The sequence below is a fragment of the Nocardiopsis sp. NPDC101807 genome (genome assembly GCF_044766605.1).
Taxonomy (GTDB): Bacteria; Actinomycetota; Actinomycetes; order Streptosporangiales; family Streptosporangiaceae; genus Nocardiopsis; species Nocardiopsis tropica.
This window is the reverse complement of sequence record NZ_JBIWMK010000004.1, coordinates 113,598-139,013: the sequence shown is the minus strand read 5'-3', so window position 1 is coordinate 139,013 and position 25,416 is coordinate 113,598. Positions and strand designations below refer to the sequence as shown.

18 protein-coding genes are annotated in these 25,416 nt (G+C 74.6%); 4 read left to right on the top strand and 14 right to left on the bottom strand.

Features of this window, described 5'->3' with window-relative positions; all coding sequences use genetic code 11:
• Position 1 precedes the first annotated feature (1 nt).
• From ACIRPH_RS13565 to ACIRPH_RS13555, 3 genes are all read left to right on the top strand, one after another.
• Complete coding sequence (locus ACIRPH_RS13565) at positions 2–658, top strand: TetR/AcrR family transcriptional regulator (RefSeq protein WP_267948114.1); 657 nt, start codon at positions 2–4, stop codon at positions 656–658.
• A 128-nt stretch (positions 659–786) separates the two neighbouring features.
• The gene (locus ACIRPH_RS13560) at positions 787–1,296 is read left to right on the top strand and encodes a MarR family winged helix-turn-helix transcriptional regulator (protein ID WP_402913611.1); all 510 of its coding nucleotides are present in this window, start codon (positions 787–789) and stop codon (positions 1,294–1,296) included.
• Between the two features lie 234 nt (positions 1,297–1,530).
• Positions 1,531–2,496: an SGNH/GDSL hydrolase family protein gene (locus tag ACIRPH_RS13555; RefSeq protein WP_402914765.1), complete on the top strand. Its 966-nt coding sequence runs from the start codon at positions 1,531–1,533 to the stop codon at positions 2,494–2,496.
• Positions 2,497–2,653: 157 nt separating this feature from the next.
• Here ACIRPH_RS13555 and ACIRPH_RS13550 read toward each other — a convergent pair whose 3' ends face one another.
• The 5 genes from ACIRPH_RS13550 to ACIRPH_RS13530 form a co-directional block, all read right to left on the bottom strand.
• Complete coding sequence (locus ACIRPH_RS13550) at positions 2,654–3,145, bottom strand: glutathione peroxidase (protein WP_402913608.1); 492 nt, start codon at positions 3,143–3,145, stop codon at positions 2,654–2,656.
• A gap of 339 nt (positions 3,146–3,484) precedes the next feature.
• The gene (locus ACIRPH_RS13545; RefSeq protein WP_402913606.1) at positions 3,485–5,266 is read right to left on the bottom strand and encodes an ABC-F family ATP-binding cassette domain-containing protein; all 1,782 of its coding nucleotides are present in this window, start codon (positions 5,264–5,266) and stop codon (positions 3,485–3,487) included.
• Positions 5,267–5,532: 266 nt separating this feature from the next.
• Positions 5,533–6,432 carry a transketolase family protein gene (locus tag ACIRPH_RS13540; protein ID WP_402913603.1) on the bottom strand — a complete coding sequence of 300 codons (900 nt, stop codon included), beginning with the start codon at positions 6,430–6,432 and terminating at the stop codon, positions 5,533–5,535.
• Between the two features lie 17 nt (positions 6,433–6,449).
• A complete protein-coding gene (locus tag ACIRPH_RS13535) occupies positions 6,450–7,157 on the bottom strand; it encodes a transketolase (RefSeq protein WP_402913601.1) in 708 nt (235 codons plus the stop codon).
• Between the two features lie 83 nt (positions 7,158–7,240).
• A complete protein-coding gene (locus ACIRPH_RS13530; protein ID WP_402913598.1) occupies positions 7,241–8,212 on the bottom strand; it encodes a 4-(cytidine 5'-diphospho)-2-C-methyl-D-erythritol kinase in 972 nt (323 codons plus the stop codon).
• A gap of 265 nt (positions 8,213–8,477) precedes the next feature.
• Between ACIRPH_RS13530 and ACIRPH_RS13525 the strand changes: the two genes are divergently transcribed.
• The gene (locus tag ACIRPH_RS13525; protein ID WP_402913595.1) at positions 8,478–10,370 is read left to right on the top strand and encodes a serine/threonine-protein kinase; all 1,893 of its coding nucleotides are present in this window, start codon (positions 8,478–8,480) and stop codon (positions 10,368–10,370) included.
• A 514-nt stretch (positions 10,371–10,884) separates the two neighbouring features.
• Here the strand turns inward: ACIRPH_RS13525 and guaA are convergent.
• From guaA to ACIRPH_RS13480, 9 genes are all read right to left on the bottom strand, one after another.
• Positions 10,885–12,465 carry a glutamine-hydrolyzing GMP synthase gene (gene guaA, locus ACIRPH_RS13520; protein WP_402913593.1) on the bottom strand — a complete coding sequence of 527 codons (1,581 nt, stop codon included), beginning with the start codon at positions 12,463–12,465 and terminating at the stop codon, positions 10,885–10,887.
• Positions 12,466–12,557: 92 nt separating this feature from the next.
• Positions 12,558–13,580: a UDP-glucose 4-epimerase GalE gene (galE, locus tag ACIRPH_RS13515; protein WP_402913591.1), complete on the bottom strand. Its 1,023-nt coding sequence runs from the start codon at positions 13,578–13,580 to the stop codon at positions 12,558–12,560.
• Between the two features lie 202 nt (positions 13,581–13,782).
• On the bottom strand, positions 13,783–16,212 hold the full coding sequence (locus ACIRPH_RS13510; protein ID WP_402913588.1) for an endonuclease/exonuclease/phosphatase family protein: 2,430 nt from the start codon (positions 16,210–16,212) through the stop codon (positions 13,783–13,785).
• A 302-nt stretch (positions 16,213–16,514) separates the two neighbouring features.
• On the bottom strand, positions 16,515–19,115 hold the full coding sequence (locus ACIRPH_RS13505; protein WP_402913585.1) for a polynucleotide kinase-phosphatase: 2,601 nt from the start codon (positions 19,113–19,115) through the stop codon (positions 16,515–16,517).
• A complete protein-coding gene (locus ACIRPH_RS13500; protein ID WP_402913582.1) occupies positions 19,112–20,689 on the bottom strand; it encodes a 3' terminal RNA ribose 2'-O-methyltransferase Hen1 in 1,578 nt (525 codons plus the stop codon). Before ACIRPH_RS13500 ends, ACIRPH_RS13505 begins: the two co-directional genes overlap by 4 nt.
• Before the next feature lie 123 nt (positions 20,690–20,812).
• Complete coding sequence (locus ACIRPH_RS13495; protein ID WP_402913580.1) at positions 20,813–21,292, bottom strand: transporter; 480 nt, start codon at positions 21,290–21,292, stop codon at positions 20,813–20,815.
• Positions 21,293–21,357: 65 nt separating this feature from the next.
• Positions 21,358–22,395, bottom strand: a complete 1,038-nt coding sequence (locus tag ACIRPH_RS13490; RefSeq protein ID WP_402913577.1) for a hypothetical protein — start codon at positions 22,393–22,395, stop codon at positions 21,358–21,360.
• A gap of 131 nt (positions 22,396–22,526) precedes the next feature.
• Positions 22,527–24,797: a TRAP transporter permease gene (locus ACIRPH_RS13485; RefSeq protein ID WP_402913574.1), complete on the bottom strand. Its 2,271-nt coding sequence runs from the start codon at positions 24,795–24,797 to the stop codon at positions 22,527–22,529.
• 60 nt (positions 24,798–24,857) lie between these two features.
• Positions 24,858–25,412: a DUF1850 domain-containing protein gene (locus ACIRPH_RS13480; protein ID WP_402913572.1), complete on the bottom strand. Its 555-nt coding sequence runs from the start codon at positions 25,410–25,412 to the stop codon at positions 24,858–24,860.
• Between the last annotated feature and the right edge of the window lie 4 nt (positions 25,413–25,416).

The following is a 25,416-nucleotide window of genomic DNA, read 5'->3' as shown; positions in this document are numbered from 1 at the left end:
CATGGGAGCAGCCGACAGCGAACAGAAGGTCCGCGTGCGCCGCAAGCGCATGACGGGCAAGGAGCGTCGGCAACAGCTGTTGGAGATCGGCCGGGAGCTGTTCGCCGAACGCGGGTTCGACGCGACCTCCGTCGAGGAGATCGCCGCACGGGCCGGGGTGTCCAAGCCCGTCGTGTACGAGCACTTCGGCGGCAAGGAGGGCATCTACGCGGTCGTGGTCGACCGTGAGATGCGCACCCTCCTGGAGATGATGGGCGAGGCCCTCACCGCCGACAGCGCACGGGGCAAGATCGAGAAGGCGGCGCTGGCCCTGCTGCGCTACGTGGAGGAGAACACGGTCGGGTTCCGGGTGCTGACCCGCGACTCCCACGTGGCCTCCGGCACGGGAAGCTTCGCCAGCCTGATCAACGACATCGCCAGCCAGGTCGAGCACATCATGGTCGACGAGTTCGCCGAGCGCGGCTACGACCCGGCGCTCGCCCCGATGTACGCGCAGGCCCTGGTGGGCATGTGGGCGCTGACCGGCCAGTGGTGGCTCGAGGTCCGTCGGCCCAAGCGCGAGGTGGTCGCGGCGCACCTGGTCAACCTGGCCTGGAACGGGCTCGCGAGCCTGGAGCCCAAGCCGAGGCTGCAGACGAGGCGGCGGGGCGGGGGCTGACCCCCGGGCCCGGCGCACCGGGGGACGGGTCCGCCGCGGCCCGCCCCCGCGCCGCAGCCGCGAGCGGGGAAGCGGGGAGTGCGCCATACCCGCCCCACTATCTTGATGTCAAGAGATAAGCTGTCCCCATGCGCGATGAGGTGGATGGGCTGATCGAGGCGTGGCGCTCCGAACGCCCGGACGTGGACGTGACACCCCTGGAGGTGTTCAGCCGTGTGTCCCGGCTCGCACGCCACCTGGACCGCGCCCGGCGCACGGTCTTCACCGAGCACGCGCTGGAGCCCTGGGAGTTCGACGTGCTCGCGGAGCTGCGCCGCTCCGGCCCCCCGTACGAGCTGAGCCCCGGACGGCTGCTGCGCGCCACCCTGGTGACCTCCGGGACCATGACCAACCGGGTGGACAGGCTGGCCGCCGCCGGCCTGGTCAAGCGCCGCCCCGACCCCGACGACAAGCGCGGGGTCCTGGTCCGGCTCACCGAACGCGGCGCCGAGCGCATCGACACCGCCCTGGAATCGCTCCTCAGCTACGAGGAGACGCTTCTCGCCCCCATGCCCGACGGCGACCGGCAGCAGCTGGCATCGTTGCTCAGAAGCCTCCTGGCCCCCCTCGACAGGGACCCGTCCCGACCGCAGGGCTGAGGGCCGTCCCGCCAACGGTCCCGGACCGCGCGGCCGCCCCTCTGAGAGACATCTCCCACCCGGGCGCTCGACGCGGACCCTCGGCGGCTGGCATCGTGGCCCGGACGCCTTCCGGTTCCCCCACGTGAAGGGCCCGGCGGCGCCCGGGAAGGGCGGCGCGTCCGCCCACCGGGCAGCCCCGGGCACGTACCTGCAACCGACCCGGGTGGGAGACAGAGAGTGCGAATCCGCTGGATCGCGGTGACGGCCGTCGCAGTACTCGCGGCGGGGTGCGCGGGCGCCGACGGGGAGGGGACGGCGGCGCCGGGGACCCCCGGCGCCGAAGGGGGCTACTACCTGTCCCTGGGCGACTCGCTGGCCGTGGGCGTGCAGCCCGACGAGGACGGGACGCCCGCCGAGACCGAGGAAGGGTACACGGACGTCCTGTACCGCACCCTGCTCGACGACGACCCCGGCCTCCGGCACGAGCGCATGGGCTGCGCGGGCGAGGACACGACCACGTTCCTGGAGGGCGGCCTGCCCGACTGCGAGGAGCGCTACGACGACGGCGAGCAGCTCCGGGCCGCCGAGGACTTCCTCGCGGAGCACGAGGGAGAGGTGGACCTGGTGACCCTCACCATCGGGGCGAACAACTTCACCCGCTGCGTGCAGGGGGTGAACGCGCCGGACGGCCGTGCGAACAGCTCCGAGGACGTCGACATCGACGCGGAGTGCGTGGCCGACGGCCTCGACCGCCTGGAGGAGGAGGTGCCCGAGATCGCCGAGCGGCTGCGCGCCGCGGCGGGCCCGGACACCCGGATCGTCGCGATGACCTACTACAACCCGTTCCTCGCCTTCCTCCTGCTCGACGACGACCCCGCCGGACAGGCAGCGGCGTCCGCGGAGGAGGCCGAGGAGGTCTTCCCCGAGCACGAGGCGCGGGGCGGGCTCGCCGAGGAGGCCGTGGACATCCTCACCGAGGTCAACGGGACGCTCACCGAGGCCTACGAGGCCGAGGGCATCGAGGTCGCGGACGTGGACTCCGTCTTCCAGGCCACCAACAGGGAGGTGCCCGAGGGCAGCGAGACCGGCATGCCCGCGAACCTCCAGAACGTGTGCGACCTGACCTGGATGTGCGACGCGGAACGGGGTCCGGACATCCACCCGAACGAGGAGGGGGCGCGGGAGATCGCCTCCGTCTTCGCGGAGGAGGTGCGCTGAGGGGAGGTCCGCCCGCGTGCGGACCCGGCCGGGCCTCCCCGCCCGCGGGGGATCCGCGGCCCGGCCCCCGTGCCGGACCGGGCTCCGGCCCGCCCGCGGGGGCCGGGCCGGTGCACGTCGTTCCGGCGCGGACCGGAGGAGACCGGCTACCGGGCCCTCACGCCTCCCCGGGGAGCGACTTCTCGATGAGCGCGACGATGGCGGGGTCGTCCGGCACGGTGGTCGGGCGGAAGCGGTGCACGGCGCCGTCCGGGAGGACGAGGAACTTCTCGAAGTTCCACTTCACCTTCCCCGCCTGGCCGTCCGCGTCGGGGGTCTCCGTGAGCACGCCGTAGAGCGGGTGGCGGTCCTTCCCGTTGACCTTGACCTTGCTCATCATCGGGAAGGTCACCCCCCACGTCGCGGAGCAGTACTCGGCGATCCTGCCGTCGCTGCCGAACTCCTGGAGGAACTGGTTGCTGGGGAACCCCAGCACGGTGAACCCCCGGTCGGCGTAGCGGCTCTGCAACTCCTCCAGCTGCCCGTACTGCGGCGTGAGCCCGCACCGGGAGGCGACGTTCACCACCAGCCTGACCTTTCCGGCCCACTCGCCGAAGGTCGTCTCGCGCCCGTCGATCAGCGTCACCGGAATCTCGTCCAAAGCGGTCATGCGGGTTCACTCCTGTCCACTGGGAGGGCGGCGCCCGGCGTACGGTCGGCCGCGGCGGCCCCATGTCCCCGGAGGCTACTCGACGGCGCCCCGAGCGCCCGGCGGCGGCGGGGCGCCCCCGGTGCTCGGGCGGGGCCGGTCCGGGCACGGGGCCGGCGGGGCGCCCGCCAGCCCCTCGGCGGGGCCGGGCGCACGGGAAAGGCCGCAGGGCCCGTGCGGACACGGCCGGGGGAAACCGAAGAGCCCGTGCGGCCACGGCCCGGGAAGGGACCCGGGAACCGCGCGGACACGGCCGGGCGCCACGGCCGCCCCCGGCCGGGGGGGGCGGGCGGTCGGCGGTCAGTCGCCGACGATCTCCGCCTGCTCCAGCCAGACCTCCTCCAGCTCTCCGCGCTCGGCCGCCAGGGCCTTGGCCTCGGCGTCCAGTTCGGCGAGCCGGGCGTAGTCGTTGGCGGCGGCGGCCATCAGCTCGTGCAGCTCCGCCTCGCGCCCGGTGATGCGGTCCATGCGCCGCTCGACGCGCTGGAGCTCCTTCTGGGCCGCGCGGCGCTCCGCCGCGGAGACCGCGGGCTGCTCGGCAGCGGTCGCGGACGCAGCGGCCTCGGACGAGCCGAGCGGTACCGTGGCCTCCCCCGCGGTCACCGCGCGGCGCTCCAGGTACTCGTCGACCCCGCCGGGCAGGAAGGCGAGGCTGCCGTCCCCCATGAGCGCGAGCACCCGGTCGGTGATGCGCTCCAGGAAGTACCGGTCGTGGCTGACCAGCACGAGGGAGCCCGGCCAGCCGTCGAGGAGGTCCTCCAGCTCGGTGAGGGTCTCGATGTCCAGGTCGTTGGTGGGCTCGTCCAGCAGCAGCACGTTGGGCTCGTCCATGAGCAGGCGCAGGAGCTGGAGGCGGCGGCGCTCGCCGCCGGACAGGTCGCCGATCGGCGTCCACTGCCGGTCGCCCCGGAAGCCGAAGCGCTCCAGCATCTGGCTCGCCGTGTAGTCGCGCTTGCCGATGGTGATGTGCTCGCGGACCTCCATGACGGCCTGGAGCGGGCGCGCCTTCGGATCGAGTTCGGCGACGTTCTGCGACAGGTGGGCGAGCCTGACGGTGCGGCCGGTGCGCACGCTGCCCGAGTCGGGCGCGCGCTCCTCGGCGAGGATCTTGAGGAGGGTGGACTTGCCCGCGCCGTTCACCCCCACCAGGCCGACCCTGTCGCCGGGGCCCAGCTGCCAGGTGAGGTGGTCCAGGAGGGTCCGGTCGGGGACGGCCACCGACACGTTCTTGAGGTCGATGACGGTCTTGCCGAGCCGGGAGCTCGCGAACCGCACCAGCTCGACGGTGTCGCGGAGCGGCGGCTCGTCGGCGATGAGCTGGTTGGCCGCCTCGATGCGGAACTTGGGCTTGGAGGTCCGGGCCGGGGCGCCGCGGCGCAGCCAGGCCAGCTCCTTGCGCATGAGGTTCTGGCGCCGCTCCTCGGAGGCGGCGGCCTGGCGGTCGCGTTCGGCCTTGGCCAGGACGTAGGCGGCGTAGCCGCCCTCGTAGCGCTCGACGGCGCCGCGCCCGACCTCCCAGGTGCGGGTGGTGACGGCGTCCAGGAACCAGCGGTCGTGCGTGACGACCACGAGCGCCTCCGGGCGTCCGCGCAGGTGCTCGGCGAGCCAGGCGATGCCCTCGATGTCGAGGTGGTTGGTGGGCTCGTCCAGGACGATGAGGTCGTGGTCGCCGATGAGCAGCCGCGCCAGTCCCGAGCGGCGGCGCTCGCCGCCGGAGAGCCCGGACATGGGCGTGTCCAGGTCCCAGCCGCCGAGGAGGCCCCGCAGGACGTCGCGGATGCGGGAGTCGCCCGCCCACTCGTGCTCGGCGCGGTCGCCCAGCACGAACCCGCCGACGGTGGTGTCGGGGAAGGTGTCGCGCTGGTGCAGGAAGCCGATGCGCAGCCCGCGGTTGTGCACGACCCGCCCGGAGTCGGGCTCGGTGATGCCGGAGAGCACGGAGATCAGCGTGGACTTGCCGCCGCCGTTGCGGCCGACCACGCCGATGCGTTCGCCCTCGTCGACGCCGAGCGACACCTTGTCGAGGAGTACGAGCGGCCCGTAGGCCAGGGACACGTCCTGAAGGTTGACCAGATTCGTCATCACCTTCCATTGTCCCGGGTCCGACCCAGTGCCCTGGCCGCCCCTCCCCGGGATACGGGCCCCGCGGCCCCGCCGGCGGGGCCGGGGGCCGGACGCCGTCACGCCCGGGGCCGCGGCGCGCCCCGGAACGCGCCCGGGCACGGGCGGCGCGGCGCCTCGCGCGCGGCCGCGGCCCGGACGGCGCGTGCCCCCGCGCGGAACGCGCCCGGGGCCGCACCACGCAAGGCCCCGGGCGCGTTCCGCCCCGCCGGGTTCCCGGCCCCGGCCTACACCAGGAAGAACCCCCTGGCGGCCTCGGCGAGGCCCTCCGCGTCCAGTCCGTGCGCCCGCGCGTGCTGCGCGGGGGTGCCGTAGGCGCGCAGTTCCCGGTGGCGGGCCACCCCCAGCCCGAGCTGCCGGTGGCGCCGGTCCGCGAGGGCCGCCGCGACCTCGTGCGCGGAGGTCCCGGCGAGGTAGGGCTCCACCACGAGCACGTCGGCGTTGCCCGCCGCCCCGACCAGGGCGCTGAGCCCCGCCCGGTCGAACGGGCGCACGGTGGAGGTGTAGGCGACCGTCACGTCGAGGTCGGCGGTGGCCTCCAGCACGCGGTCCAGCATCGGCCCGACGGCGACCACCACGCCCGAGGAGCGGGGCGACCCCGTGCGCACCGCGGACAGCAGCCCGTCCACGGGCAGGGGCACGCGGTTCGAGGTCTCCGACAGCCTCACGTACACGCGGTCGTCGCCGGGGATGGCGGACTCCAGTGCGGCGCGGGCCTCGTCCGGGTGGCCCGGCACGTGCACGGTCCACCCCGGGAGGGTGTCGAGCAGGGCGACGTCGCCGGGCGCCTGGTGGGTGCGCCCCTCCTCGGAGGCGTCGTAGGAGCCGCCGATGCTGACCAGGACGGCGCCCACGTCCTGGTGGGCGAAGTCCAGCTTGACCTGCTCGAACGGCCGCTCGACCAGGAAGGGGGCGTAGCTGTGCACGATCGGGCGCATCCCGGTCAGGGCGAGCCCGCCGGCCACCCCGATCATGGCCTGCTCCCGGATGCCGACGTCGACCACCCGTCCGGGGTGGCGGGCCGCGGCGGAGCGGAACATGCCCGCCGAGATGGCGGCGAGGACCACCGCGACGCGCGGGTCGCGGTCCATGGCCTCGCTGACGGTGGCGGCGAAGGTTTCTCGCATGGCCGGTCTCCTGTCCCCTACCTGGTCCGGACGCGGGCGACGACGGCCAGCGGCCGTCCTGTGTGGGGCCGGGTGAGGGCCTCGTGGAGGGCGTCGTGGTCGCGCCCGGCGACCTCCCGCGCCGCCCACCCCTCCCCCGCGAACCGGGCGGCGACACCGCCGGGCCAGCCGTGGGTGCTGGAGGCGTTGTCCACGACGACCGCGGTGAGGTTGTCGACGCCGAGCCGCCCGGCGACGGCGATCGCCTCGTGGTTGCTGCCCTCGTCGAGTTCCCCGTCCCCGAGGAGCACGACCACGCGGGGGGCGGCGCCGTCGGGGCGGCGGACGCCCTGGGCGCGCAGGCCGAGGGCGCTGCCCAGCCCGAGGGGCAGGCCGTGGCCGAGGGAGCCGCTGCCGATCTCCACCCCGGGCACGAGGACCCGGTCCGGGTGGTGGCCGAGCGGGGAGTCGAAGGCCGTCCAGCCGCGCAGGGCGGCCACGTCCACGAACCCCTTGGCGGCCAGCACGGCGTAGAACGCCGCGGGCCCGTGGCCCTTGGACAGCAGGAAGCGGTCCCTGGCGGGGTCGTCGGCCGTGGCGGGGGTGACGGCCAGGACGCGGTCGTAGAGGACCCACACCACGTCCAGGGTGGAGTGGGCGGCGCCCATGTGCTTCTCGTCACCCTCCATGAGGCCGATGAGGGCTGGCAGGTCGGCGTAGCGCGACAAGGCGGTTGCGGTCGTCATGCACACCAGTGTTCGACCTCAACCGTGGTTCAGGTCAACTGGGCGAAACCCCCACAGAACGGAAGAAACTCCAGTGATTTAGATCACAGGACAACGGCGCCCGGCACGTCCCCGTGGGCCGTCACCACCTGCTCGCACAGCCCGCTCCCCTCCAGGGCCGCGACCACCGAGGCCTCGCGCTCGGCCACGACCGCGGCGTCCTCCGGCCCCCCGCCCACCAGGAACGCGCAGGTGGGTCCCGAGCCCGAGACCAGGGCCCCCAGGGCTCCGGCGGCCCGCCCGGTCCCGAGGGTGCGCTCCAGCTCCGGCAGGAGGGACAGGGCCGCCTCCTGGAGGTCGTTGGTGAGCGCCGCGCCGACGGCCGCGGGGTCTCCCAGCGCGAGCGCGCCGGCCAGGGCCGGGTCGAGGCGCGGCTGGGGGGCGTCCGGGCGGATCCGGTCGTACTCGCCGAAGACCCGCGCCGTGGACAGGCCGTGCGGCGACAGGGCGAAGACCCAGCGGAAACGGCCCGGACTGGCCATCGGGGAGAGGACCTCGCCCCGCCCCGTCCCGACGGCCGTCGCGCCCACCACGGCGAAGGGGACGTCGCTGCCGAGCTCGGCGGCGCAGTCGAGGAGGGCCTCCCTCGACAGACCGGCGCCCCAGAGCCGGTCGCAGGCGACCAGGGCGGCGGCCGCGTCCGCGCTCCCCCCGGCCATGCCGCCCGCCACCGGGATGTTCTTGTCCAGGTGGACGGTGACGGGGAAGCCCTTCCCCGTGCGCTCGGCCACCAGGGCCGCCGCGCGGGCGGCCAGGTTGCTCGCGTCCAGGGGGACACGGGACAGGTGGGACCCCAGGCCGCCGCCGGCGGTCAGTTCCGCGACGACGGAGCCGTCCGCGTCCGGGGGGCTCGGCCGACGCGACCGGGCCTCCTTGACGGTAACCTCATCGAACAGTGAGACGGCGTGGAACACGTTGACGAGGTCGTGGAACCCGTCCTCGCGTCCGGGCCCCACCGCCAACTGGAGGTTCACCTTCGCGGGGACCCGCACGGTTACGGTGGTATTAACGGTCACGAGTCCCCAATCGTAAAGGAACCCCCACCTTGCGTGAACACGTACCCCGTCAGGGGCGCCGGTGTGTTCACCCCCTCCGACCGGGGCGAACGCCATCGGCGGAAGGAATCGGGAACCAGGATCACGATCCGGGGATCGTCACCACTGTCATGTCAGTCACCGCCTGCCCCCAGAACGGCCCCCTCGGGCCGCTGAGGGGGAATCAGGGCACAAACACCGCTACCTTGGGGCAAGGCGGGGTTTGGACACCGTCGGGGAGGGTCGCTTGCCGTCGGATGGGCTCCCGAAGAACCTGGAACCGCTGGCCGCCGGGGATCCGGCCACCATCGGTCCCTATGTGCTGTCCGGCAAGCTGGGCAGCGGTGGCATGGGCACCGTCTACCTGGGCAGTATGGCGGACCGGAACAACCAGGTAGCCATCAAGGTCATCCGTCCGGAACTCGCCTTCGACGAGGCGACCCGGGCGCGTTTTCGCGATGAGATGGAGAACGCCCGCAAGGTCGCCTCCTTCTGCACCGCCAAGGTGCTCGACCACGGGACGTTCGAGAACCGTCCCTACATGGTCACCGAGTACATCGCCGGCACCGCCCTGGCCGAGCACATAGCCGAGAACGGCCCGCTGGACTCCTCCACCCTGCACGGCTTCGCCCTGGGCGTGGCCGCCGCGCTCGCGGCCATCCACCGCACGGGGCTGGTCCACCGCGACCTCAAGCCCGCGAACGTGCTGCTGTCGCTGTCGGGCCCCCGGGTGATCGACTTCGGCATCGCGCGCGCGATGAACACCGCCACGAACCACACCCAGACCGGCATCGTCATGGGCAGCCCCGGGTGGATGGCGCCCGAGCAGCTGTTGGAGGAGCAGGTCACCACCTCGGCGGACATCTTCGCCTGGGGGTGCCTGGTGGCGTTCGCCGGCAACGGCACGCACCCCTTCGGCAACGGCGACGCCATGACGCTGGGCAAGCGGGTGCTGTTCGCCGAACCCCAGATCGGCAACCTGGACAGCCCGCTCGACCGCCTCGTGACGCGCGCCCTGGCCAAGGAGCCCAACCGCCGCCCCACCGCCCAGGACCTCCTGCTGGAGCTGGCGGGCGGGGAGGACAGCACCAACCCCAACGACATGGTGTCGCACGCGCTGCACCAGTCGTGGCGGCCCAACCTTCCGCCGATGCCCCCCGGCCCGCCCCCGGGCATGCGCCCCCAGCAGGGCGGCCCCGGACCCCAGACCGTGACGGGCATGCGCCACCCGGCGCCCGGCCAGTACCAGGCGGGCCCGCCCATGCCCGCGCACCAGACGGGCAACTTCCAGCACCCGCAGGCTCCCCCGGGGCCGCCCCCGGGCTATCCCGCGACCGGACACCAGCCCGGCCCGCCGCCGGGCGGCCAGGCACAGCAGCCCCGGCAGGCGGGCCCGCCCCCTGCCCAGCACCCGGCCTCGACCGGGCCCATCCCGATGGTTCCCCCCGCCGACCAGCAGGCGAACCGCCCGGGGCCGCAGCCGTACGTGCCCCCGGTCCCCCCTCCCCCGCACCAGCCGGCCGCGCCGAACCGGCGCCGAGGACTGGTCGTCGCGGTGGCGATGGGCGCCGCGGCGCTCCTGGTGCTCATGGCCGTTCTGACGGTCCTGGTGATGAACAGGGACGACTCGCCGTTCTCCGGCGGGGACGAGACCCCGCCCGCGGGGGCCGGCTCGGAGCAGGACGAGGCCCAGGAGCCCGAACCGGACGACGGCGCCGGCGACTCGGTCCCCCCGGCCGAATCCGACGCGGTCTCCGCCGACGGCACGGTCGAGTACCGCGTCGACTCCGTCCGCTGCGGGATGGAGACGCTGGAGGGCCGCTCCGCGCTCCGCAGGGGCGAGTACTGCGTCGTGGGCCTGCAGGTCACCAACCTCCTCGAGGGCGAACGCTTCGTGTTCGACAGCAAGTCGCAGTACCTGGTCACCGAGTCGGAGGCCGAGTTCGTCGCGGCGACCCCGTCCAGGGACGAACAGGTGAGCTCGCTGTGGGACACCGGCGGCCTCGCCCCGGGCTCCCCGGCCGCGGGCGAGCTGGTGTTCATCCTCACCGAGAACGAGGCCCCGGCCAGGCTCCTGCTCAACAACTCCCCCGGCGGCGCGCCGACCTCCATCGACATCCGGCACATGGTGACCGACTAGGCGTGCTGACCACGGAGGTCGGTGACACCCGCCCCGCCCGGCACACGTGAAGAGGGCCTCCGGCGACGGTGTGGACCGCGATGCCCGCCACCGGACCGGAAGGCCCCCGACGCCCCGCACCGCCCTCGCACCCGCCGGACGCCTCGCGCCGACCCGCTGCGTCGCCGCCCGGGTCCGGCCGTCCGAGCGCGGTCGGCGCGGCGAGGGGCGGCCCGGCGGACACGAACCCGGAACGGTCCACGGGACACGGCCCGGGCGGTGGCCGCAGGGGTGCGCGGCCCCGCCCTGCAGCGCCCCCCGGGCGCCGGGACCGGTCAGGAGTACGGGTCACCGGCGCGGGGCCGCCCCCTCACGCCGCAGCGGCAGCGGTTCCGGCGCGTCGGCCCGGGCCGTCCGGAGGCGCTGCCGGGCCCCGCGGTTCCGGACCGCGAGGCGCGGCGGGGGCCGGAGAAGGACGAGCCCGGCACACACGCGGTGTGCCGGGCCCGTCCGTGCTCCGGGGAGGGGCGCTCCCCTACTCCCACTCGATGGTGCCCGGGGGCTTGCTGGTCACGTCCAGCGTCACCCGGTTGATCTCCCGGACCTCGTTGGTGATCCGGTTGGAGATCCTCGCCAGCACGTCGTAGGGCACGCGCGACCAGTCCGCGGTCATGGCGTCCTCGCTGCTGACCGGGCGCAGCACGACCGGGTGGCCGTAGGTGCGGCCGTCGCCCTGCACGCCCACCGACCGGACGTCGGCGAGCAGCACGACCGGGCACTGCCAGATCTCGCGGTCCAGGCCGGCGCGGGACAGCTCCTCGCGGGCGATGGCGTCGGCCTCGCGCAGGATCTCCAGGCGGTCGCGGGTCACCTCGCCGATGATGCGGATGCCCAGGCCCGGCCCGGGGAACGGCTGGCGCCACACCATCTCGGCGGGCAGGCCCAGCTCCTCGCCGACCTTGCGCACCTCGTCCTTGAACAGCTCGCGAAGGGGCTCGACCAGGGTGAACTGCAGGTCGTCGGGCAGGCCGCCCACGTTGTGGTGCGACTTGATGTTGGCGGTCCCGGTGCCGCCGCCGGACTCGACCACGTCCGGGTACAGGGTGCCCTGCACGAGGAACTCGACCTCGGCGCCGCCCTCACCGCCCTCGGCGACGACCTCGCGGGCCGCCTGCTCGAAGACGCGGATGAACTCGCGGCCGATGATCTTGCGCTTCTCCTCGGGGTCGGTGACCCCGGCCAGCGCCGACAGGAACCGCTCCTCGGCGTCCACGACCTTGAGCTTGGCCCCGGTGATCGCGACGAAGTCCTTCTCGACCTGCTCGGCCTCACCCTTGCGGAGCAAGCCGTGGTCGACGAACACGCAGGTCAACTGGTCGCCGACGGCGCGCTGCACGAGGGCTCCGGCCACGGCGGAGTCGACGCCGCCGCTCAGCGCGCAGATGACGCTCTTGTCGCCGATCTGCTCGCGGATGCGCTCCAGCTGCTCCTCGACGATGTTCACCATCGTCCAGGTGGGACGGCACCCGGCGCCCTCGTACAGGAACCGGCGCAGCACCTCCTGGCCGTGCTCGGTGTGCATGACCTCGGGGTGGAACTGCACGCCGAACAGACGGCGGTCGGTGTCCTCGAACGCGGCGACCGGGGCTCCGGCGGTGCTGGCGGTCGTGGTGAAGCCCTCGGGGGCCCGCACCACGGAGTCGCCGTGCGACATCCACACCGACAGGTCGGAGGGGGCGCCCGCGAACAGCAGGGAGTCGGTGACGGCCGTCAGCTCGGTGCGGCCGAACTCGCTCAGGTCGGTCCGGTCGACGGTTCCGCCCAGGGCCCGGGTCATCGCCTGGAAGCCGTAGCAGATGCCGAAGGTCGGGACCCCGGTCTCGAACAGCTCGGCGCCGACGACGGGGGCGCCCTCGGCGTAGACCGACGACGGGCCGCCGGAGAGGATGATGGCCTTGGGTTTCTTGGCGAGCATGTCCTCGACGGGCATGGTCGAGGGCACGATCTCGCTGTGCACATGGCATTCGCGGACGCGTCGTGCGATCAGCTGCGCGTACTGCGCGCCGAAGTCCACGACGAGAACGGTGTCGAACGTGCTCTCAGCACCAACGGACACGACGGAGGACCTTCCGCAGGAAGTACAGGGATAGGCGTCCAGTCTAGGGCGTTCCCCGTGCTCAACCGGTCCTCCGGGGTGTGCGGTGGGGCTCAGGCCCCGGCGCCCTCGAAGCCGCCGGGGTTGGCCGACTGCCAGTTCCACGCGTCCCGGCAGGCGTCGTCGACGGTGAGAGCCGCCTTCCAGCCCAGGTCGCGGGCGGCGGCAGAGGGGTCGGAGTAGCACACGGCGATGTCGCCGGGGCGCCGGTCGGCCACCTCGTACGGGACGGGTGCGCCGGTGGCGCGCTCGAACGCGCGCAGGCCCTCCATGACGGAGGTGCCGCGGCCGGTGCCCAGGTTGTAGACGCGGCAGCCCGCGGTGTCGCCGAGGTGGTCGACGGCGGCCAGGTGGCCCTGGGCGAGGTCGACCACGTGCAGGTAGTCCCGGACGCCCGTGCCGTCGGGGGTGTCGTAGTCGTCGCCGTACACGGTGAGCCGCTCCCGGCGCCCGGCCGCGACCTGCGCGATGTACGGGAACAGGTTGTTGGGGACGCCCCGGGGGTCCTCGCCGATGAGCCCGCTGGGGTGGGCGCCGATCGGGTTGAAGTAGCGCAGGGAGACGATGTGCCAGCGGGGGTCGGCGGCGGCCAGGTCCTCCAGGACGCGCTCGATGAACAGCTTGGTGGCGCCGTAGGGGTTGGTGGCCGAGAGGGTGCTGTCCTCGGTGAGGGGCAGCCGCTCGGGGTCGCCGTAGACCGTCGCCGACGAGCTGAACACCAGGTTCCGCACGTCGTGCCCGTCCATCGCCTCGGCGAGGTTCAGGAGCGCGTCGAGGTTGTTGCGGTAGTAGCGCAGCGGCTGGGCGACGGACTCGCCCACCGCCTTGAGCCCGGCCAGGTGGATGACGGCGTCGACGTCGTGGGCGTCGAAGATCCGGCGCAGCGCGGCGGGGTCGGTGCAGTCCGCCCGGTGGAAGGCGACGCTCCGTCCGGTGATGCGCTCGACACGGCGGACGGCCTCCTCGCTGCTGTTGACGAGGGAGTCGACCACGACGACGTCGTGTCCGGCCTGGAGCAGTTCGACCGCGGTGTGCGAGCCGATGTACCCGGCCCCACCGGTGAGCAGTACGTTCATCTCTCGCTTCCCTGGCTGGAGGAGCGCCCGCCCTCTCGCGGACGCTCCCCAGGATAGGGGGCGGCCGGGTCCGCCGCCGGTGACACGCACCACCACCGCCCCGCCGTGACCGGCCGCTTCCCCGGGCCCCGCCGGCTCGGGGCCGCGGGTGTGAGGAGGGGGCGGGCGCGGCCGGGCGCCCGCCCCCTCCGGGCCGCACGGGTCAGCCGCGTCCTGGCGGGGTGCTCCGGCGGGTGTCCAGCCACAGCACCTGCGGGTCGTGGTCGCTGATCTGGTCGTGGAACTCGGAGTTGAGCCGCGCGACCGCGTAGTCGACGCGTCCCGCGAGGGCCTGGTTGACCAGGATGTGGTCCAGGGCCTGGGAGTTGCCGTCGAACACGTAGTTGTAGCGCTCCCCCTCGGGCAGGTCACCCATGGGGTTGTGCAGGCGCCCCTCCCCGGTGAGGATCTCCAGGGTCCGCGAGAACTGGAAGTCGTTCAGGTCCCCCATGACGACCAGGTTGGCCTGCGGGTCCGCCGCGAGCAGTTCGTCGGCGAAGGCCCCGACCAGCTCGGCCTGGGCGTGGCGCTGGGCCTCGCTGGTGCGGTTCGGCGGCTGGTTGACGCCGTGGAGCGGCTCGTCGCCGCCCTTGGAGTTGAAGTGGTTGGTGACCACGTAGACGTCCCGGTTGAGGGCGCGGAAGTGGCCGACCAGCGGCTTGCGGCTGGAGTCCCACGCCGCGTCCCGCGGGCTGATGCGGCCCGGGGACACCGACAGCTCGGCGCCCCGTGCGCCCTCCACGACCTCGACGGCGGTGGTGGCGTCGCCGCCCTCGCGGTCCACGAACTCGACCCGCTCGGGGTCGAACAGGAAGGCGTTGCGGATGTTGCCGCCCGGCTGTCCGCCGTCCTGCTTGTCCTCGGGGCTGATCTGCCGCCACTCGTAGGCGGGGCCTCCGTGCGCGGCGACGGCCTCCACGAGCCGGTCGAGGGTGAGGCCCGCGTCGACGGTGCCGTCGTCCACAGGACCGCTGTCGTCCTGGATCTCCTCCAGCCCGATGATGTCGGGCGTGCCCAGGTGGTCGACGATCCCGGCCGCGAGCGCGTCGAACCTGGCCTGGTCGTCCCGGCCGCCGAGGTTCTCGACGTTGTAGGTGGCGACGCTGACCTCGTACCGCTCGGCGTCGCGGACCGGGGTGCGCTCCAGACCGCCCGGGACGTGCTCTCCCAGGGTGGTGGCGCGGATCAGGTAGCCGCCGTACGGGCTGTGGTGGAGGGGGCCCTCGGTGACCCCGGCGAGGGTGTCGCCGACGTTCGCCTCGGGGAAGGGGTGCTCGGCGCGGTCGAGCAGGGACTCGACCTTGACCCGCCCGGAGTTGGGTTCGTCGTAGGAGCCGTAGGCGGTCCCGCCGTTGACGGTGGGGTTCTGGCCGGGGTCGGTGGTCACCCACAGGGCGTGGTAGTCGTCCGTGGCGCCCACCACGGGGGCGTCCTCGACGCGGACCGTCATGTGCTCGTGCGCGGCCCAGAAGTCCAGTGCGTACACGTCGGGCTCCAGCTCCAGGCCGGAGACGTCGCCGCCGTGGTCGGGCGCGTACGCCTCGGGGAGGGCGTCGGCGTCCAGCAGGACGGGGTCGGGGAGCGCGTTGCCGGCGGACAGGACGGTCCAGCGGGCCCCGTCGAGCTGGGTGGTGGTCTGGTGGCCGGCGGCGGGCCGGTACTCGCCGACCCGTCCGGCGACCAGGACCTCGTCGCCGGGGGCGACGGAGGGCGTGGTGGAGCCGGTGAAGACGAAGAGGGCCTCGCTCGTGCGGGGGTCGCCGTCGCCCTCGGTGTCCTGGAACCAGAATCCGCGGGCGCCGCCGAAGGCGTTGACCGCCGTCACCACCCCGGGCAGGCCGGTGACCTGGCGGCCGGCGTACGGGGAGGTGCGGGTGGTGCCCTGTACGTCGTGGACGCGCAGGTCGCCGGGCTCGACGGGCTCCTCCGGCCCGCCGCCGTCGCCCGCCGTCTCGCCCGCCGCGTTGGTGGGCGTGGGGTCCCCGGCGGTGAAATCGGCGGCGTTGTCGCCCGTGTCGGTGAACGCGGCGTCGCGCGAGGCGGACGCGGTGTTGGAGAGCCCCGTGACGGGTGATCCGGCGTGGACGGCGGCGTTGCCGTAGCCGACCACGTCCACCACGGAGCCGTCCTGCGCGCACGCCGCCGCGGTCCGGCAGGCGACCGGCTCGGTGCCGGAGACGAGCAGGACCGTGCCCGCCGTCGCGGACATGCTGGTGCCGCCGACGGTGTCGGGGGCGGGGAGCTCGACGCTGCCCCCGGCGCCCGCCGCCTGGCGGACGAGGTGGTGCCCGCCCGCCGGGATCTCCCCGGTCAGGGCCGTGACCTGCACCCGTGTGGAGGGCCCCGGGGTGGCGGGGAGGTACTGGACGCTCCAGCCGTCGAGGTCGGCGGGCCCGCCCGCCGGGTTTCCGAGCTCGACGAAGTCGTGGCGCAGCAGGGCTCCGCCGTTGCCGCCTCCGCCGTACACCTCGCTGATCACGGGCGCGGCGTCGTCGGCGAGGACGGGCGGCGCCGCCGCGAGGCCGACGCCGAGGAGGACCGCGGCCGCGGCGGACGTGGACGCGATCAGGCGTCCGGGTCGGGTGGGGGACACATCTGCTCCGGGGGTCGCTGGGCAACGGGGGCCCGCACATCATCACCCGCGCGGATGTCCGACCGGAAGAGGACGCGTGAAATGGAGGCGAAGCGGGCGGCCGCCGGCGCGGCCCGCCCCGCGTCGCGCGTCCCGCCCCCGGGCGGGCGCCCGGGGGCGGCCGGGGCTCCCGCGCCCCTGCCGGGACCGCGGGCGCCCGGACACGGTGGGCCCCCGCCCCGGCCCCTGCCGTCCCCGGCCGCGTGTCCGGACGGCGCCCCGGACGGGGCCGCCGGGCCGGACACGCGGTCGCGGACGCGCGTCTACAGGCGCGGGTCGACCGGCTCGGAGGCCAGCGCCAGGACCGCGAACACGGGCTCGTGCACCCGCCACAGGGGTTCGCGGCGGGCGTGCCTGGCCAGGGCCTCCAGCCCCAGTTTGTGCTCGCGCATGGCCAGGCTGTTCTTGCGGCCGAGGTTGCGGTCCTTGAGCACGGCCAGCCTCCCGGGGTCGGTGTAGTCGGCCCCGTAGACGATCCGCAGGTACTCGGGCCCGCGCACCTTCAGCCCCGGCTGGACCAGGCCCTTGCGGCCCGTGGCCCGCGCTCCCAGGACCGGCTTGACCACCATGCCCTCGCCGCCCGCGGAGACCAGGTCGGTCCACCAGTCGGCGGCCGGGCCGCAGGCCGCCGGGTCGGTGGTGTCGACCACCCGGTAGCGGGTGGGCCGCACCAGCCCTCCGGCCTCCGCGAGCCGTTCGGCGATCGCCATGTGCCACAGGTGGTCGGCGTCGGAGTACTCCCGGCCCTCGGAGGCGAGCACCGCGAACGGCGCGTACCGGAGCCCCGCGGCGCCGTCGGTGTCCCACGAGTAGCGGCGGTAGACCCGGCTGAACGCCTCCGTCTGCTCCGTCCGCAGGGCCACCTTGTCGACCAGGCCGTCCACGGGCACACCGCGCGCGGCCGCGGCGCGGAGGGCGGCCGCGGCGGCGGGCAGGGAGGCGCGGGCGGCGGCGCCCACCGACGCGTACTGCTCGCGGATCAGCGGCCGGGCCTTGGCCGACCAGGGCAGGAGCTCGCCGTCCAGGGCCACCCAGTCGGTGCCGAGCCGGTCCCACAGGTCCGCCTCGGTCACGGCGCGGCGCAGCTGGTCGACGACCTCCGCCCGGAGCGCGGGGTCCTGGAAGAACGGGCGCCCGGTACGGGTGTAGACCGTCCCCAGCTCGCCGGGGACGAACCGCCGCCCGGCGGCCTCCTCGTCCCTGCACAGCACGGCGACGGCGCGCGAGCCCATGTGCTTCTCCTGGCACACGACCTCGCCGATCCCCGCGCCCCGGAAGTACGAGAACGCCTCGTCCGGGTGCTCGAGGAACCCCGGCGCGGCGGCGGTCGGCGCCGGGGCCATGGTCGGCGGCAGGTACAGGAGCCAGCGCGGGTCGACCGCGAACCGGCTCATGACCTCCAGCGCGGACAGCGTGCCGCCGCTGTCGGTGCGCACGGCCCCGTCGGCGGTCTCCACGTGAAGGCCGGGCGCCGATCCGCCGTCGCCGACCCCGACGTCGGTGATGTCGACGGCGTCGTCGGCGCGCCGCTCCCCGTCCTCCGGGGGCGTGCCCGACAGCGGCCGGACCGGCTCGTACCAGGTGCGGTGGGCGTCGACCCCGACCAGTTCGCGTTCCGGGTGGCGCAGCGCGGTGAGCTTGCCGCCGAACACGCAGCCCGTGTCCAGGCAGATGGTGTTGTTGAGCCACTCCGCCTTGACGGTGGGCACGTGGCCGTAGACCACGGCCGCCTTCCCCCGGTACTCGCGGGCCCAGGGCAGCCGCACGGGGAGGCCGTACTCGTCGGTCTCCCCGGTGGTCTCGCCGTACAGGGCGAAGGAGCGCACGCGGCCCGAGGCCCGGCCGTGGTACTCCTCCTTGAGCCCGGCGTGGGCGACGACGATCCTTCCCCCGTCGAGGAGGAGGTGGCTGACCAGGCCGTCGCAGAAGGCGAGCACCCTCGCCCGGAACTCCTCGCTCTCCCGGCCCAGCTGCTCCAGGGTCTCGGCCAGGCCGTGGGTGGCCTGGACCTTGGCGCCCTTGAGCGCCCTGATCAGCTTGTTCTCGTGGTTCCCGGGCACGCACAGGGCGTCGCCGTCGGCGACCATGCCCATGACCAGGCGCAGCACGCCGGGGCTGTCCGGCCCTCGGTCCACGAGGTCGCCGACGAACACCGCCGTGCGCCCGTCGGGGTGGCGCGCCCCCACGGGGCGCCCCTCCCCGTCGCGGGACAGCTCGTAGCCGAGGACGCCGAGGAGTTCCTCCAGCTCCTCCCGGCAGCCGTGCACGTCGCCGACGATGTCGAAGGGGCCGGTGAGCTCCGTCCGGTCCGGCCAGGCGCGCTCGAGCTCGACGGTGGCGCGGTCGATCTCCTCCGGGCCGCGCAGGACGTGGATCCTGCGGAAGCCCTCGCGGGACAGCCGCTTCAGCCCCTGGCGGAGTTCGCGCCGCTGCCGCCGGACGACGTGGTCGCCGAAGTCGCGGTCGGGCCGCCCGCGGTTGCGCTCCCTGGCCAGGGCCTCGGGGACGTCCAGCACGATCGCGGTGGACAGCACGTCGTTGGCCTTGGCGATGCGCACCAGTTCCCCGCGCGCCCTGCTCTGCACGTTGGTGGCGTCCACGACGGTGAGCAGTCCCCGCCGCAGCCGGATGTCCACGACGGTGTGCAGCAGGGCGAACGCGTCCGCGCTCGCGGACTGGTCGTTCTCGTCGTCGCTGACCACGCCCCGGCAGTGATCGGAGCTGATCACCTGCGTGGGCGCGAAGTGCTCGGCGGCGAACGTGGACTTGCCGGACCCGGACACCCCGATCAGCACGACGAGCCCCATCCTGGGCACGCCGAGCACACGCGGCTCGGGAATCCGGTCCTCCTCGGTCGTGCTCATCGGACGAAGACTCCCATCTGGGTCGGGGAACCGGTCTCCGGGTCCTCGGACCCGACCGGCAGGAGGCGGACGCGGTAGCCGTACCGTTCGGCGACGCGGTCGGCCCACCGGGTGAACTCGGCGCGCGTCCACTCGAACCGGTGGTCGCTGTGCCGGAGGGAGCCGTCCGCCAGGCCCTCGTAGTGCGTGTTGTACTCGACGTTGGGGGTGGTGACGACCACGACGCGGGGCCGGGCGGCGCCGAACACGCTCGCCTCCATCGCGGGCAGCCGCGACGGGTCCAGGTGCTCGATCACCTCCATCAGGACGGCGGCGTCGTACCCGGAGAACCGCCGGTCGCGGTAGACCACGGAGCCGACGAGCAGCTCGGGGCGCGGCGGCGCCCCGTTCGCGCCCGCCGCCGCGCCGGTGACGGCGGCCGGAGGCCGGTGGCGCCTGCCCCCGCCGGGGTCGCAGCCCCGGCAGGTCCTGCGGTGGGCGTGTTCGAGGGCGGTGACGCTGACGTCCACGCCGGTCACGCGGGTGAGGGAGCGGTCGGCCGCCAGCCGCGCCAGCAGCCGGCCGGAGCCGCAGCCCAGGTCGATGACGCTGGTGGCGCCCTCCGCGTCCAGCACCGCCAGGACCGCCCCGGCGCGCTGATCGGCCAGGGCGGGTGCGCGTTCCCCGTGCCCCTCGGCCGGGGAGCCCGTCCCGGCCTCCTCCGCCGCGGGGTCGTCCGCGCCGTCGCCCTCCGCGAGGCCCTCGGCCTCGGCGAAGCGGGCCAGCGCGGTCCGCACGTAGGCGTCGCGGCGGTCGAGGTAGCGGCGGGTGATCCAGTCCCGCTCGGGGTGCCCGGCCAGCCAGCCGACGTCCGCGCCGGGCCCGTCGCCGTCCTCCGCGGGCGCCTCCGGCGCGGCCGCGGACGGCCCGTCCACGGCCGTCCGCGGCGCGGCGCCGGGCAGGCCCCCGGCGCGGAGGAGCTTGTCGACCTCGCTCCGGTCGACCCAGTAGTGCTTGCCGCCGTCCATGGCGGGGAGCAGCACGTACAGGTGGCTGAGGGCCTCGGACAGGCGCACGGTCCCGGTGAGGGTGAGCGAGAGGTAGTGGGAGTCGCCCCAGCCCGGCAGGCCGGGGTCGAGCGGGACCGGTTCGGCGTCGACCGTCCACCCCAGGGGCCCGAAGAGCGCCCGGGCGCGCTCCGCACCGGCGCGGCAGGGGACGGCGGGCATCCGCAGTTCCAGCGGGAGGGGGGTGCGCGCGAGGTCGGGCCGGGCCCCGCACGAGCCCCGCAGCGCGGACCGGAACACCCTGCCCAGCGCCACCGTGAACAGCGAGGACGTCGCGTAGGGGCGGTCGTTGACGTACTGGGCGAGGGAGAAGTCGGGCGAGCTCACCGACGTGCGCGCCCGCAGGAGCGCCTGGGCGTCGACGTCCAGGAGGAGGGCCGCCGTGCAGCGCTCGTCGGTGGCCTCGGGGTAGAAGACGTGGGCGGTTCCGAAGGACTGCTCGAAGCTCTGCGCCCTGTCCGGGTGCTTGTGCAGCAGGAAACCAAGGTCCGTCGCCGGGGCCGCCGTGGTCGTGATCGTCAGTAGCACCCGTGCATTGTGTCCCCCCGGTCCGGCGCGGTGCCAGGGCTTTTCCGGCGGGGGCCGCGCGTCCGGCCCGAGTCCCGGGGCCGCGGGACCTCGCGGCGGGCCGCTGCGCGGGGTCGCCGGGGGTCAGCCGCCGGCGCCCTGCCGGGCGTGCCCGGCGGCGTGCAGGCGGGAGGTGACCAGGGCGGCGCCCGACAGGGAGAGCACGGAGACCACCGCGTCGACCGCGCCCATGGTCAGCAGCGGGTCGACCTCGGTGTAGGCGGAGCCGACCGGGACGGCGGTGTCGATCCACACCCACACCGTCAGGCCCACGAACGACAGGACCAGGTAGGGGACGGCGAAGACCAGGGCGGTGAGCCCCGGGCGGGGCAGCCGGACGAGGCGGAGGAGGGGCCAGGCCAGGAGGGGGGCGACGAGGACGGGCACGAACGTCAGGAGCATGCCCGCGCCGATGTTGGCGTCGGGGCTGTCGTCGTAGGCCCCGATGGCGGCCCGTGCACCCCAGGAGGCCAGGAGCAGCAGGACGGACATGACGAGCGCCGCGGCCGAGGCGAGGAGCATCGCCCGGGGGACGGAGACGGGGGCGTGGGGTCGGTGGGTCATGGTCCCAGCTTCCCCCGCGCCTCCTCGCCCCGCATGAGTACGCCTACTCATCGGGTCCGGGGCCCTCAGGACGGTCCCGGTCCGCCCGTCGTGCGGGCCGGGTCCACGCCGAGCTCCCCCATCGCCCGGGCGACCTGGGACCGGGCGCCTCCGAAGAACGACCACGGCTGGTCGCAGTAGACGTTGCCGACGGCGGACAGGTGCCATCGGGCGGCCTCGGTCATGCCCGCGCGGTGGAAGGCCCAGCCGAACAGGTGGTGGGCCTGGACGTCGCCGGGGTGCGGCTCGGACGCGGTCGCCCACCCCTGCGCGAGGCCGAACAGCTCCTGCGCCGCCCCGCCGTGCAGGCGGCCCAGCGCGTTGTCGACGACGAAGGGGGTGTTGCCCTCGGCGGCCAGCCTCTTCTGCTCGGCACGCACGTGCTCGGCGTGGGCGAGCGCCAGCACGGACGGCAGCGGGTGCCCCTCGGGCGCGGTGTCGGCGGCGGCGCCCGCGAAGGCGAACATCTCCTCGGTGCTGCCGCCCCTGGTCGCGGACAGGGAGCGCGTGCGGATCAGGTGCGCGGGGAACAGGTGCGGCGCCCGTCCGGCGATCTCGCGCCAGAGCCGGTCCTTGTCCTCGCGGTCGGCGCCCAGGCCCATCGCGACGGTCTGGAGGCCGGCCCAGGGGGCGGCGTCGTCGGTGCGCAGCCGCGCCGACGCCTCCAGGGGGACGCGGGCCTCGTCCAGGGCCGCGGTGAACGCCTTGCGGTCGGCCTGGCGGGTGTCCGGGCCGCCCGCCGGCCGGCGCAGCGCGCGGGCGAGGAGCGTGTGCCCCAGCCAGAGCAGGACGTCGGCCCGGTCGGCGCCGTCCCCGATGAGGTCGACGACGTTCTCGGGGCGGTCCGCGGCCGCGCGGCCGAGCGCCTCCGCCTGGATCACGCGGGTCTCGGGGTCCTCGCGGGACTCGGCCAGCAGCGGCAGCGCGGCCGCGGCCTCCCCCTCGCGCACGGCCTCGCACCCGGCCCGGAGGAGGGGGTCGGCGCCCAGGGACGCGGACACCAGGCGCGCCTCGATGTCGGTGCCGCTGGGCACCCTTGCCGGATTGCGTCCGAATCGCCACATGTGTGCGAGCGTAGCGGGCCCGTCGCACCTGGACGACGGGCCCGCGGTGGCGCATCGGGGTCCGGGCCGGACCTGCTCGGACGCGGGGTCCGGGCAGGTCCGGGGCGTGCCGGGGCCCGCGGAGGGCTCCGCTACCCGGACGCGGGGGTCCCTGCCCTGTCCGCGTTCCCCTCCGCCCCGCCGGTGCCGGGGACCGGCGCGGCCTCCGGGGCGCCGCCGGCGCCGGGGGCGTCCGGCGCGGGGAGCGCGCCGCGGGCCCCGTCCCTGCGGTGGTTGACGACCTGGAGGACGATGAGCACGACGCCCAGGACGGAGCCCGCGAGCACGAACCAGCCGGGGTCGACGGACGCCGACAGGACCGCGCCGGCCAGGGCGCTCCACTCGGGGGCGACCATGACGAGGGCCGCCGCCAGTGCGAGGGCGAGGCGTTCGCCGAGCAGGGTGCGCCGCAGGAAGTGCCCCTCCAGGGCCATCGCCGCGACCGCCAGGGCGATGCCGCCGCTGAGCACGGCGACCACCAGGTTCGTCACCGGGCCCTCGACGGCCATGAGGGCCGAGTAGGCCATCAGGACGGGGATGAGGTACAGGCCCTTGGCGAACTTCCACGCGGACAGGCCCGAGCGCATCGGACTGGCGTTGGCGATGCCCGCCGCCGCGAACGCGGCGAAGGCCACCGGCGGCGTGACGTTGGAGTCCTGGCTGTACCAGTACACGATCATGTGGGCGACGATCACGGCCAGGCCCAGCTCCTCCAGCGCCGGGACCGCCAGCACCGCCAGGACCACGTAGGACGCGGTGACCGGCAGGCCGATGCCCATGACCAGGGAGGCCAGCGCCACCATCAGCAGGGTGAGCAGCAGGCTGCCCGCGAAGGCGGTCACCAGGACGTCGGAGAAGACCAGGCCGAGACCGGTCAGGCCGACCATGCCGACGATGACGCCCGCCACCGCGCAGGCGACCGAGACGGACAGGGTGCTGTTCGCGGCGAGGACGAACACCTCCAGGAAGTCCCTGGCGGACAGTCGGCTCCCGGCCCGGAGCATCGCCACGACCAGGAGGGCCCCGCAGGCGTACAGGCCCGCCCGGGTCGGCGGCACGTACTGGAGCAGCAGGACGACGAGCAGGACCAGCGGGGCGAGGAAGTGCCAGCCCGCCTTCATCACCGTGCCCAGGGAGGGCAGGTCGGAGTCCTTCGCGAGGCCGATGCCGTACTTGCGCGCCAGGATGTCCACGAAGAGGAACATGACGCCGAAGTACATCAGGGCGGGGATGATCGCCACCTTGACGATGTCCGCGTAGGGGATGCCGGTGCGCTCGGCCATGATGAACGCGCCCGCGCCCATGATGGGGGGCAGGATCTGCCCGCCCGTGGAGGCCGCGGCCTCCACGCCGGCCGCGTCGTGCTTCCTGTACCCGACCTTCTTCATCAGCGGGATCGTGAACGGCCCGGTGCTGACGACGTTGGCGATGGCGCTGCCGGAGACGGAGCCCATGAGGGCGCTGCCCAGGACCGCCCCCTTGGCGGGGCCGCCGACCATGCGCCCCGTGAGCACGTACGCCAGCCCGACGAAGAAGCTGCCGCCGCCCGTCTTGGACAGCAGCGCTCCGAACAGGATGAACACGAAGACGAAGGTGACGACCACGCCGAGGGTCATGCCGTAGATGCCGTCGCCGAGGTAGCTGTGCGTGGCGATGCGCTGGACGGTCGCGCCGGAGTGGCCGAACTGTCCGGGGATGAGCGGCCCGATCCAGGCGTAGAACACGAACACGGCGACCATCGCGACCATGACCAGGCCGACCGTCCGCCGGGTCGCCTCCAGCAGGAGGAGCATCGCGGCCAGGCCCATGATCCAGTCGGTGTCGGTGTAGGCGCCGGCGCGGGAGGCCAGCTCGGCCTGGAACACCATGGGGTAGAAGCTGACCGCCACGGTGCCGGCGATCAGCACGAGGTCGAGGACCAGGGCCGGGACGGAGCGCCCGGCGCTTCCCTTCAGGGGCGGCTTGACCAGAAACACCAGCACCATGATGAACATCAGGTGGATGAGGCGCTGCTGGCGCGCGTCGAAGCCGGCGCGCAGGGCGATGTAGAGCTGGAAGAGGGTGAGCGCGGCGGCCAGAACCAGGACGGCGACGCCGACGGCGGCGGCGAGGGGGGTCTCGCCCCAGCGGGCCGCGGCGATCCGCCGCCAGGCGGGCCCGGCCTCCTCGTCCTCGCCCTCGACGTCGGGCAGCGCGTCGGCGGAGGTGCCCGTCCTGCGCCTGCCCCTCGCCGGCCGCGGCCGTGCCCCGTCCCGGAGGTCGGCGGGGGCCCCGGCCCGGCCCTCCGGGGACGGTCCGGCCTGCGCGTCGGCGGGGTCGGCGGGCGGGGTGTCGTCCCGCTCCGGCGGGGGTGTCTCGGCCATGCTTCTTCCTCGGTGCTCTCTGGGCTGGGTCGTGCGGGTCGCGGGCGGCGGAGGGCGGTGTCAGCACTCCGGCTCGGGGACGGTGGCGAGGGGCAGGAGCAGCGTGGGCAGCAGCACCGGCTCGACGCGCACGGGGTGCGCGGCGAGGCACGGCGACAGCCGCACCTCGGCCCCCGGGGCGCGGATGCGGTGGTCGACGGCGGGGGCGCCGACCCGGATGGTCAGCTCCGTGCCGATGTCGCGCTCCATGCCCTCGACGACCCACCACTCTCCGTCGGCGCGGCCGGTCCCCTCTCCGGGGACGTGGCCCATGCCCGCGCCGAACTGGCGGACGCGGGTGGAGTCCACGACCAGGCGCCCGTCCCGGACGAGGAGGTTCTCCTCGATCGGCAGGCCGTCGATGGAGTGGACGTAGGAGACCGTGAAGGACCCGCCCCCGGCGAGGCGGAGGTGGCCCAGGGTGTCGCCGCCGTCGCTGAGCCTGAGCGCGGGCCACACGGGCAGGAGGAGGGCGGCCAGGACCGCGCCCGCGCCCAGCAGGGCGGCGGTCCGCGGCCACCGGGGCCTCGCGTCGGCCGCGGACCGCTCCACGCGCGGCGGGGGCGTGGTCTCCATCGCG

Coding starts and splice junctions, on each gene's coding strand:
- ACIRPH_RS13480 (WP_402913572.1), bottom strand. CDS start 25,412: ATGGAGACCACGCCCCCGCCGCGCGTGGAGCGGTCCGCGGCCGACGCG.
- ACIRPH_RS13565 (WP_267948114.1), top strand. CDS start 2: ATGGGAGCAGCCGACAGCGAACAGAAGGTCCGCGTGCGCCGCAAGCGC.
- ACIRPH_RS13505 (WP_402913585.1), bottom strand. CDS start 19,115: ATGAGCACGACCGAGGAGGACCGGATTCCCGAGCCGCGTGTGCTCGGC.
- ACIRPH_RS13485 (WP_402913574.1), bottom strand. CDS start 24,797: ATGGCCGAGACACCCCCGCCGGAGCGGGACGACACCCCGCCCGCCGAC.
- ACIRPH_RS13560 (WP_402913611.1), top strand. CDS start 787: ATGCGCGATGAGGTGGATGGGCTGATCGAGGCGTGGCGCTCCGAACGC.
- ACIRPH_RS13545 (WP_402913606.1), bottom strand. CDS start 5,266: ATGACGAATCTGGTCAACCTTCAGGACGTGTCCCTGGCCTACGGGCCG.
- ACIRPH_RS13490 (WP_402913577.1), bottom strand. CDS start 22,395: ATGTGGCGATTCGGACGCAATCCGGCAAGGGTGCCCAGCGGCACCGAC.
- galE (WP_402913591.1), bottom strand. CDS start 13,580: ATGAACGTACTGCTCACCGGTGGGGCCGGGTACATCGGCTCGCACACC.
- ACIRPH_RS13550 (WP_402913608.1), bottom strand. CDS start 3,145: ATGACCGCTTTGGACGAGATTCCGGTGACGCTGATCGACGGGCGCGAG.
- ACIRPH_RS13540 (WP_402913603.1), bottom strand. CDS start 6,432: ATGCGAGAAACCTTCGCCGCCACCGTCAGCGAGGCCATGGACCGCGAC.
- ACIRPH_RS13495 (WP_402913580.1), bottom strand. CDS start 21,292: ATGACCCACCGACCCCACGCCCCCGTCTCCGTCCCCCGGGCGATGCTC.
- ACIRPH_RS13535 (WP_402913601.1), bottom strand. CDS start 7,157: ATGACGACCGCAACCGCCTTGTCGCGCTACGCCGACCTGCCAGCCCTC.